At 75.8% G+C, this 11293-nt stretch carries 2 protein-coding genes; both read left to right on the plus strand.

Features of this window, described 5'->3' with window-relative positions:
• Positions 1 to 149 precede the first annotated feature (149 nt).
• Positions 150 to 10142, plus strand: coding sequence for a type I polyketide synthase (locus tag GA0070560_RS29215; protein WP_245675759.1), 9993 nt, complete (start codon positions 150 to 152; stop codon positions 10140 to 10142).
• Between the two features lie 2 nt (positions 10143 to 10144).
• Positions 10145 to 11293 (plus strand): beta-ketoacyl synthase N-terminal-like domain-containing protein (locus GA0070560_RS27625; protein ID WP_170839613.1); only part of this gene is annotated, 1149 nt, incomplete at its 3' end.

Here is an 11293-nt window from a genome sequence, read left to right on the forward strand (position 1 = left end):
TGCGGGTCAGTCATGCGTTTCATTCGGCGTTGATGGAGCCGATGCTCGATGATTTCGCTGCGGCGATCGGTGGGTTTGATTTCCGGGCGCCGGTGATTCCGTTCGCGGGTGATCCGGCGGTGGATTCGGCTGCGTATTGGGTGCGGCATGTGCGGGAGACTGTCCGCTTCGCCGATGCGGTGCGGGCGGCTGCCGCTGACATCTATCTGGAGATCGGCCCGGACGGGTCGCTGACCGCCCTCGGGCTGGGCGGGTTCGTGCCGGCGCTCCGGAAGGATCAGCCGGAGACCGACGCACTGCTGGACGCGATCGGCCGGCTGCATGTCCGAGGCGTGCGGGTCGACTGGCCGGCCGTCTTCACCGGGTGGGCGGCGAGCCGGGTCACCCTGCCGACGTACCCGTTCGCCCGTGTCCGGCACTGGATCGGCGAGAGCACCGCGGCGCCCGCGCCGGCCGCCGCCGAACAACCCGCGCTGCTGCGCCGGTGGGAGGGCACCGACGAGCCGGGCCGTCGACGGATCGCCCTGGACCTGGTGCGGACCTCGGTCGCCCAGGTCGCCGGTCACGCCGCGGCCGGCGACGTCGCCGCCGACGCCACCTTCCACGACCTCGGCCTCTCCTCGCTGGCCGGCGTCGACCTGCTGGACCGGGTGAACCGGCTGACCGGACTCGCGCTCCCGCCGGCCGACCTGTTCGACCACCCCACCCCGGAGCGGCTCGCCGCGCACGTGCTCGCCGCGCTGGAGGGAACCACCGCCGGACCGGCCGCCGGCGACCCGGTGGAGCGGGACGCGGACGACCCGATCGCGATCGTCGCGATGAGCTGCCGCCTTCCCGGCGGCGTCGCTACTCCGGACGAACTGTGGCGGCTGCTCGCCGACGGCGCCGACGCGATCGGCCCGTTCCCGGCCGACCGCGGCTGGGACCTCGACGGCCTCTACCACCCCGACCCGGACCACGAGGGCACCAGCTACGTGCGCAGCGGCGGCTTCCTCGACGAGCCCGGCGCGTTCGACGTCGACTTCTTCGGCATCTCGCCGCGCGAGGCGCTCGGCATGGACCCGCAGCAGCGGCTCCTGCTCACCCTGTCGTGGGAGGCATTCGAGAGCGCCGGCATCGACGTGACGGCCTGCCGCGGCGACGCGGTCGGGGTTTTCGTCGGCGCGACCGCCACCGACTACGGCCCCCGTCTCCACGAGGCGCCGGACGGTCTCGCCGGGCGGGTCCTGACCGGGACCACCTCGAGCGTGGCGTCCGGCCGGATCGCCTACACCTTCGGCTTCCACGGCCCGGCGCTGACGGTCGACACCGCGTGTTCGTCGTCGTTGGTGGCCCTGCACCTGGCCGCGCAGTCGCTGGAACGGGGCGAGTGCACTCTCGCGCTGGCCGGCGCCGCCACCGTGCTCGCGACACCCGGCATGTTCGTCGAGTTCAGCCGGCAGCGCGGGCTCGCACCGGACGGCCGGTGCAAACCGTTCGCCGCGGCCGCCGACGGCACGGGCTGGTCCGAGGGCGGCGTGATGCTGCTGTTGGAGCGGCTCTCGGACGCGCGCCGCCACGGCCATCCGGTGCTGGCCACGATCCGCGGCTCGGCGGTCAACTCGGACGGCGCCTCCAACGGGCTCACCGCACCGAGTGGCGCCGCGCAGCAACGGGTGATCCGCTCGGCGCTGGCCGCGGCCGGCCTGCGGCCCTCGGACGTGGACGCGGTCGAGGCGCACGGCACCGGCACCGCGCTCGGCGACCCGATCGAGGCGCAGGCCCTGCTCGCTGCCTACGGCCGCGACCGCACCCGCCCGCTTCTGCTCGGCTCGGTGAAGTCCAACATCGGGCACACCCAGGCGGCGGCCGGCGCGGCCGGACTGCTCAAGATGGTGCTGGCCATGCGGTACGGCCGGGTCCCGGCCACGCTGCACGTGGACGCGCCGACGCCCAAGGTGGACTGGCCGGCGGGCGTCATCGAGCTGGCGACGGCCGCCACCGACTGGCCCGCCACCGGCCGGCCACGGCGCGCGGGCATCTCCTCCTTCGGCATCAGCGGCACGAATGCGCACGTCATCATCGAGGAGGCCGAGCCGCCGGCCCGACGCACGGTGCGGGACGAACGGATCGCGCCCTGGGTGCTGTCGGCGCGCACGCCGGACGCGCTGCGCGCCTACGCGGACCGGCTCGCCGCCGTCGACGCCGACGTCACCGACGCTGCCTTCACCCTGGCCACCGGCCGGCCCCGTTTCGCGCACCGGATGGTCGCCGTCGGTGCGGACCTCGGAGAGCTGCGGGACCAGCTGACCGGCGACGCGGTGACCGGCCGGCCGGCCGGCGATCCGCGCGCGGTGTTCGTCTTCCCCGGGCAGGGCGCGCAGTGGGCCGGCATGGCGGCCGAGCTGCTGCGCCACTCCGAGGTGTTCGCGGCGGCGATGGCCGAGTGCGCGAGCGCGCTGCGGCCGTTCGCGGACTGGTCCCTGCTCGACGTGCTCGGCGACGCCGAGATGCTGGAGCGCGTCGACGTGGTCCAGCCGGCCCTGTGGGCGGTGATGGTCTCGCTGGCCGAGCTGTGGCGGTCGTACGGGATCGAGCCGGCCGGCGTCGTCGGCCACAGCCAGGGAGAGATCGCCGCGGCCTGCGTGGCCGGGGTGCTCAGCCTGGCCGACGGCGCCCGCGTGGTGGCGTTGCGCAGCAGGGCGCTGTCGGCCCTCGCCGGCGCCGGCGGGATGGTCTCGGTTCCCCGGCCGCCCGAGGAGATCGACCTCGGCGGGTTGTCGGTCGCGGCGATCAACGGGCCCCGCTCGACCGTCGTCTCGGGCCCTCCCGAGGCGCTGGCGGCGTTGCTGGCCCGCGAGGACCGCGCCCGGCGCGTGCCCGTCGACTACGCGTCGCACTCGCCGCAGGTCGAACGGCTGCGCGAACAACTGCTGGCCGACCTCGCCCCGGTCACGCCGCAGCCGGCCGTCGTGCCGTTCCACTCGACGGTCACCGGCGAGCCGGCCGGCACCACCGCGCTCGACGCCGGGTACTGGTACCGCAACCTGCGCGAGTCGGTCCGGTTCCGGTCGGTCGTGGGGGAGCTGCTGGACGCCGGCGCCACCTGCTTCATCGAGGTGAGCCCGCACCCGGTCGTGTCGATGGGTGTGGCCGAGACGGTCGACGAGCACGGCGCCGACGCGGTCACGGTCGAGACCCTGCGGCGCGGGGACGGCGGGATGCGGCGGATGCTCACCGCGTTGGGCGAGGCGTTCGTGCACGGGCTGCCCGTACGGTGGGAACGGTTCTTCGACGGGCTCGGCGCCCGCCGCATCGGCCTGCCGGGCCACCCGCTTCGCTCGGACCGGTACTGGCTGTCGCCGGCCCGATCCGGCACGGGCGGGCGGTCGGCGGTCGGCCACCCGCTGCTGGACACGGCCGTCGACCTGGCCGACGGCGGCGCACTGTTCACCGCGCGGCTGTCGGTCTCCCTGCACCCGTGGTTGGACGAGCACCGGGTCGGCGACGTGCCGGTCCTTCCCGGCGCCGCCTACGCCGACCTGGCGCTCTGGACCGGCGCGCGGGCCGGCTTCCCGCGGGTGGGCGAGCTGACCATCGAGCGGCCGCTGCGACTGCCGGCCGGCCGCACGCTGTCGGTGCAGATCGCGGTCGGCGCGCCGGACGGTGACCACCGGTCGTGGACCCTGTCGGCGCGTGACGGCGACCAGCCGTGGATCCGGTACGCGACCGGCACGCTGCGGCCCGCCGGGTCCGGGCGCGACGGCGTGCCGGCCTGGCCGACCGCGCCCGCGGAGATCGACCTGGCCGGCGGCTACCAGCGCCTGGCCGACGCGGGATTCGGCTACGGGCCGTCGTTCCGGGGGCTTCGACGGCTCGCCGGGCTCGGCGACGAGCTGTTCGCCGAGGTGGCCGTGCCGGCCGTGGACGGGTTCGCGATCGCGCCGGCGCTGCTGGACTCCGCGCTGCACGCGCTGGAGCTGCGGTCGCTGGCCGCCGGCGGGCCGGGACTGCTGCCGTTCTCCTTCGGCGACGTCGAGCTGCACCGCACCGGCGCCACCGAGCTGCGCGTCCGGCTCACCCCGGCCGGCCCGGACACCGTGACCCTGACCGCTACGGACCCGGCCGGCGCCCTGGTGCTGACGGCCGGCGCGCTCGTCATGCGGCCGTTGTCGGCGGCCGGGCAGGCGCTGCACCGGATCCGGTGGGCCCCGCTGCCTGCCGTGGCGGGGAACGCGGACCCGGACGCGACGGCCACGCTGGTCGCCTGCGGGACCGTCCACGAGGCGCTGAAGCTGGTCCGCGACCGGCTGGCCGACGACGATCCCGGCCGGCCACCGCTCGCCGTCGTGACCACCGGCGCGGTCGCCGCCGCGCCCGGTGACGAGGTGCCCGGCCTCGCCTCGGCGCCGGTCTGGGGACTGCTCCGCTCGGCCCAGTCCGAGCACCCCGGCCGGTTCGTCCTGGTCGACACCGACACGCCGGAGCTACCCGTCGCGGCCCTCGCGGCCGTGCTCGAAGCCGGCGAGGACCAGGTGGCCGTCCGCGACGGCGTGGTGCTGGTGCCGCGGCTCGTCCGGGCCACGCCGCCGGCACCGGCGGAGTCGCCGATCCCGGCCGGCAGCACCGTGCTGATCACCGGGGCTCCCGGCGCGCTCGGTTCGGCGGTCGCCCGCCATCTGGTGACCCGGCACGGCGTACGGGACCTGCTGCTGGCGAGCCGTCGTGGTCCCGCGGCGCCCGGTGCCGAGACTCTCGTCGTGGAACTGGAGGCGCTCGGCGCGCGGGTCACCCTCGCCGCCTGCGATGTCGCCGACCGGACGGCGCTGGCCACGCTGCTGGCCACCGTGCCGGACGACCGCCCGCTCAAGGCGGTCGTGCACGCCGCCGGGGTTCTCGACGACGGCGTGCTCACCGCGCTCACCCCCGAACGACTCGACGCGGTGCTGCGCCCCAAGGCCGAGGCCGCGTGGCACCTGCACGAGCTGACCCACGACCTGGCGGCGTTCGTCCTGTTCTCCTCCGCCATGGGCGTCCTCGGCAACGCGGGCCAGGGCAACTACGCGGCCGCCAACGCGTACCTCGACGCGCTCGCCGCGCACCGGCGCGCGCGTCGGCTGCCGGCCGTGTCGCTCGCCTGGGGACTCTGGGAGACCGGCGGCGGCCTGACCGGGCACCTCGACCGGGACCGGATCTCCGCCGCCGGTGTCCTGCCCCTCGCGACCACCGCGGCGCTGGAGCTCCTCGACGCCGGGCTGAACGCCACCGAGCCGGTGCTGGTGCCGGCCCGGATCGACGTCGCGGCGCTGCGCGCCGGCCCGGTGCCGCCGATCCTGCGCGAGCTGGTTCCGCGGCCGCTGCGTGAACGAGCCGCGGGCGCGCCGCCGGTCGCCGCGGAGTCCACTGCCGAGCTGGTCGGCCGGCACGTCGCCGCGGTCGCCGGACTCGCCGCGGCCGACGTCGACCCCACCCGCACGTTCAGGGAGTTCGGCTTCGACTCGCTGGCCTCGGTCGGCCTGCGCAACCGGCTCGCCGCCGCGACCGGCCTGCGCCTGCCGGTCTCGCTCGTCTTCGACCACCCGACCCCGGCCGCGGTGGCGGCCTACCTGCGGACGCGGTTGTCCGGCGACGCGGCGGCCACCGCGGCGGCGACGGGCCGTCAGGCGCGGCCGGACGACGACCTCGTCGCGATCGTCGGCATGGCCTGCCGCTTCCCGGGCGGCGCCGCCTCGCCCGAACAGCTGTGGGATCTGCTCGCCGACGGACGCGACGCCATCACCGGGCTGCCCACCGGGCGCGGCTGGCCGGTCGACCTCTACGATCCCGACCCCGACCGCGCCGGTCACAGCTATGCGCAGGCCGGCGGCTTCCTGCACGACGCGGCCGACTTCGACGCCGAGTTCTTCGGCATCAGCCCGCGCGAGGCCCTGTCGATCGATCCGCAGCAGCGCATCCTGCTCGAGACGTCCTGGGAGGCTATCGAGCGGGCCGGCATCGACCCGCACTCGCTGCGCGACAGCCGTACGGGCGTGTTCGCCGGCATCATGTACAACGACTACGCGACCCGGTTCGGCCGCGACGGTGGCGACTACGAGGCGTACCTGGGCAACGGCAGCGCGGCCAGTGTCGCCTCCGGCCGGGTGGCCTACCAGCTCGGCCTGCACGGCCCGGCGGTCAGCGTCGACACCGCGTGCTCGTCCTCGCTGGTCGCCGTGCACCTGGCCGCTCAGGCCCTGCGGCACGGCGAGTGCTCGCTGGCGCTGGCCGGCGGGGTGACCGTGATGGCCACCCCGAAGCTGTTCCTCGAATTCAGCCGCCAGCGCGGCCTGTCCCGCGACGGCCGCAGCAAGGCGTTCGGGGCCGGCGCCGACGGGATGGGCGCGGCCGAGGGCGCCGGCATGCTGCTGCTGGAACGGTTGTCCGACGCACGCCGGCACGGGCATCCGGTGCTGGCCGTGATCCGTGGCTCGGCGGTCAACTCCGACGGCGCCTCCAACGGGCTCACCGCGCCGAACGGGCCGGCCCAGCAGCGGGTGATCGCCGACGCGCTGGCCGCGGCCGGGCTGCGGCCGTCCGACGTGGACGCCGTCGAGGCGCACGGCACCGGCACCGCGCTCGGTGACCCGATCGAGGCGGAGGCCCTGATCGGCGCGTACGGAACCGGGCGGGACCGGCCGCTGTGGCTGGGCTCGGTCAAGTCGAACATCGGGCACACCCAGGCCGCGGCCGGTGTCGCCGGAATCATCAAGATGGTCCTCGCTCTCGGCGCCGGCGAGCTGCCGCGTACGCTGCACGCCGACGAGCCGACCCCGCACGTCGACTGGTCCGCCGGGACGCTCCGTCTGCTCCGGCAGCCGGTGCCATGGCCGGCCGGCGACCGTCCGCGCCGGGCCGCCGTTTCCTCGTTCGGTATCAGCGGCACCAACGCGCATCTCGTGCTCGAGGAGGCGCCGGTGCCGGCCGCGGACGCCGGTCCGGTCCCGGACACGGCGCCGGCGCCGGTGCCGTGGCTGCTGTCCGGCCGCGTCGAGGCGGCGCTGCGGGCTCAGGCCGCACGGCTGCGCCCGGCAGCCGGGTCGCCCGCCGCCGGCGTCGGTATCGCGCTGGCGACCCAGCGGTCACGCTTCGAGCACCGGGCCGTTGTCGTGGCGTCCACCCCGGCGGAGCGCGACCGCGCCCTGGCCGCGCTGGCCGCAGGCGACGTGGCCGCGGGCCTGGTCCGCGGGGTGGCGGCCGAGGTGCGCGAGTTGGTCTTCGTCTTCCCCGGCCAGGGCGCGCAGTGGCCGGGGATGGGCGCGGCTCTGCTCGACGCGTCGGCCGAGTTCCGGGCCGAGATCGAGGCGTGCGAGGCCGCGCTCGCCCCGTACGTGGACTGGTCCCTCACCGCCGTCCTGCGCGGTCTGCCCGGCGGGCCGCCGGACCGGGTCGACGTGGTCCAGCCGGCCCTGTTCGCCATGATGGCCGGCCTGGCCCGGGTGTGGCAGGCGCATGGGGTGCGGCCCACCGCGGTCGTGGGGCACTCGCAGGGTGAGATCGCCGCGGCGTACGTGGCCGGGGCGCTGTCGCTGCCGGACGCCGCTCGCGTGGTCGCCTTGCGCAGCCAGGCGATCGCCGCGCTGGCCGGTTCCGGCGGCATGGCCTCGATCGCGCTGCCGGTCGAGGAGGTGCGGCGCCGCGCCGGCGACCGGGTCGGCATCGCGGCGGTCAACGGGCCCCGGGCGGTGGTCGTGTCGGGTGACGCTGCCGCCGTCCAGACACTGGTCGAGGAATGCACCGCCGAGGGCATCCGGGCGCGGCTCGTCCCGGTGGACTACGCGTCGCACTCGCCGCAGGTGGACGCGATCCGCGACGAACTGCTGAGCGCCCTCGCGCCGATCACTCCCCGGACCGCCCGGATCCCGTTCCACTCCACGGTCGAGGGCCGGGCCATCGACACGACCGGGCTCGGCGCCGACTACTGGTTCCGGAACCTGCGCCGGACCGTCCAGCTGGCCGGCACCGTGGCCGGCCTGCCTGCCGCCGCGTTCATCGAGGTGAGCCCGCACCCGGTGCTGACCGCGCCGATCCAGGAAACCGTTGGTGCGGAGGCCGTCGTGCTCGGCTCCCTGCGCCGCGGCGACGGCACCCCGGCGCGGATGCTGACCTCGCTGGCCGAGGCGTACGTCCGCGGCGTGGCGGTGGACTGGAGCGCGGCGATCCCGCCGGCGACACCGGTTCCGCTGCCCACGTACCCCTTCCAGCGCAGCCGGTACTGGCTGGACGCGCCGGACGCCGGCGACCGGCGGTGGGCCGGTCTCGAGGGTGCCGACGACCTGGCCGCCCTGCTTCCCGGGCACGATCCGGCCGAGCTGCGCGCCGCCGCGTCGGTGCTGTCCGCGCTGCGCGAGCGCCGGGCCGTCGGCGATCCGATCGACGACTGGCGGTACCGCGTCGAGTGGCGCCACCACACCACGCCGGCTGCGGCGATCACCGGCCGGTGGGCCGTTCTCGCACACTCCGGCCGGTCCGAGGCCGGGGACGTGCTCGCCGCCCTGCGCCGGGCCGGTGCCCAGCCGGACCTGATCGAGGTCGGCCCCGGCGCCGGACGGCGCACGCTGGCGACCGGGCTCGCCGGCTGCGACGGCGTGCTCTCCCTGCTCGGGCTCGACGACCGGCCGCACCCGGAGTGCCCGTCGGTGCCGGTCGGCTTCGCGCAGACCGTGGCGCTGGTGCAGGCGCTCGGCGACGCGGGCGTCCGCGCGCCGCTGTGGTGCGTCACCCGGCGCGCCGTCGGCACCGCACCGGACGAGCCGGTCGACCCGAACCAGGCGCTGCTCTGGGGCCTGGGCCGGGTCGTCGGCCTGGAGCACCCGGACCGCTGGGGTGGCCTCGTCGACCTGGACGGCCCGGCCGGCCGCCTCGCCGAGGTGCTGGGCGGCGAGGAGGACCAGGTGGCGATCCGGAAGCGCGGCGTGCTGGCGCGCCGGCTCACCCGGCAGCGGCCGCGTGGCGCCCCGGCGGCGGACTGGACGACCGGCGGGACCGCTCTGGTCACCGGCGGCACCGGCGCGCTCGGCGCCCACGTGGCCCGATGGCTGGCCGGCCGCGGCGCCCAACACCTGCTGCTGGTCAGCCGGCGTGGACCCGATTCGCCGGGCGCGGCCGATCTGGCCGACAGCCTGCGCGGGCTGGGCGCCGAAGTGACCGTGGCGGCCTGTGACGTGGCTGACCGGGAGGCGCTCGCCGCGCTCGTCGGCGCCATCCCGGCCGACCGTCCGCTGCGGACCGTCGTGCACACGGCTGCGGCGCTCGACGACGGCACCGTGGACACCCTCACCCCGGCGCAGCTGGAGCGGGCGCTACGGGTCAAGGCCAGCGGCGCCCGGAACCTGCACGAGCTGACCCGCCACATGGAGCTCGACGCGTTCGTGCTCTACTCCTCGCTCGGCGGCACGGTCGGGTTGCCTGGGCAGGGCAACTACGCGCCGGCCAACGCATACCTCGACGCGCTCGCCGAGCAGCGCCGCGCGCAGGGGCTCGTGGCCACCTCCGTGGTGTGGGGCGCGTGGGCGGGCGGCGGCCTGGCCGCCGGCACGGTCGCCGACGTGCTGCGCCGGCACGGCCTGCCGGAGATGGACCCGGCACTCGCGCTGGAGGCGCTGGGCCGGGCCCTGAGCGGCGGTGAGCCGGTCGCGATCCTCGCCGCCGTCGACTGGAGCCGGTTCTGGACGGCCTTCACGGCGCTGCGGCCGAGCCCGATGCTGACGGAGATCCCCGACGTCGCGCGCTTCCGCACCGGCGGCGGCCCGGAGCCGGCTGTCCGCCTCGCCACGGCGACCGAGCAGGCCCTCACCGATCTGGTCTGCGCACACGTCGCGGCTGTGCTGGGCCACGACGGCGCGACCTCCGTGCGGCCGGACCGCGCGTTCCGGCTCATCGGCTTCGACTCGGTGACCGGCGTCGAGCTGCGCAATCGGATCGCCGCCGCCACCGGGCTCAGCCTGCCGACCAGCACTGTCTTCGACTTCCCGACCCCGGCCGCGCTGGCCGGCTATCTCCGCGAACGCCTCGCGCCGGCCGAACCCGGCGCATCGGTGGTGCCGGAGCCGTCGGATGTCGATCCGCTCACCGCGACCGACGACGAACTGTTCGAGCTGATCGACCGTGATCTGGGGGTGTCCTGACAGTGACCGGCACCGAGGCGAAGCTTCGCGAGTACCTGCGGCGTGTCACGGCCGACCTCCAGCGCACCCGCCAGCGGGTGGCCGAGCTCGAGCAGCGGCCCGGCGAGCCGATCGCGATCGTCGGCATGGCGTGCCGATACCCGGGCGGTGTGCGCTCGCCGGAAGACCTGTGGGAGCTGGTGTCCGCCGGCCGGGACGCGGTCTCCGCGCTGCCCACCGACCGGGGCTGGGATCTCGGTGGCCGGTTCCACGAGGACCCGGCGGTGGCCGGCTCGTTCTACGCCCGCGGCGGCGGGTTCCTGCACGACGCGGCGGGCTTCGACCCGGCGGCGTTCGACATCTCGCCGCGCGAGGCGCTCGCCATGGACCCGCAGCACCGCCTGCTGCTGGAGACGACCTGGGAGGTGTTCGAGCGGGCCGGTGTGCCGGTGACGTCGTTGCGCGGTAGTGACACCGGCGTCTTCGTCGGCGTCACCTACCAGGACTACGCCTCGCGCCTGCACCGGACGCCGGCCGATCTGGAGGGCTACATCGTCACTGGCAACACGGCCAGCGTCGCGTCCGGCCGGGTGGCGTTCACCTTCGGGCTGGAGGGTCCGGCGGTCACGCTCGACACGGCCTGCTCGTCGTCGCTGGTGGCGTTGCATCTGGCGGCGCAGTCGCTGCGGTCGGGGGAGTGCGACCTGGCGGTGGCCGGCGGTGTCGTGGTGATGTCGTCGCTCGACATGTTCGTCGAGTTCAGCCGGCAGCGCGCCCTGTCGCCGGACGGGCGGTGCAAGGCGTACGCCGAGGGCGCGGACGGGTTCGGCGCGGCCGAGGGCGTGGGTGTGCTGTTGGTGGAGCGGCTGTCGGACGCGGAGCGCAACGGTCATCGGGTGTTGGCGGTGGTGCGTGGTTCGGCGGTGAATCAGGACGGTGCGTCGAATGGGCTGACGGCGCCGAATGGTCCGTCGCAGCAGCGGGTGATTCGTCGGGCGTTGGCGAATGCGGGCTTGGACGCCGCGGAGGTCGACGTGGTGGAGGGGCACGGCACGGGTACGCGGTTGGGTGATCCGATCGAGGTGCAGGCGTTGCTGGCGACGTATGGGCAGGGCCGGGAGACGCCGCTGTTGTTGGGGTCGGTGAAGTCGAATCTGGGTCATACGCAGGCG

This window comes from Micromonospora halophytica, assembly GCF_900090245.1.
Lineage (GTDB): Bacteria > Actinomycetota > Actinomycetes > Mycobacteriales > Micromonosporaceae > Micromonospora > Micromonospora halophytica.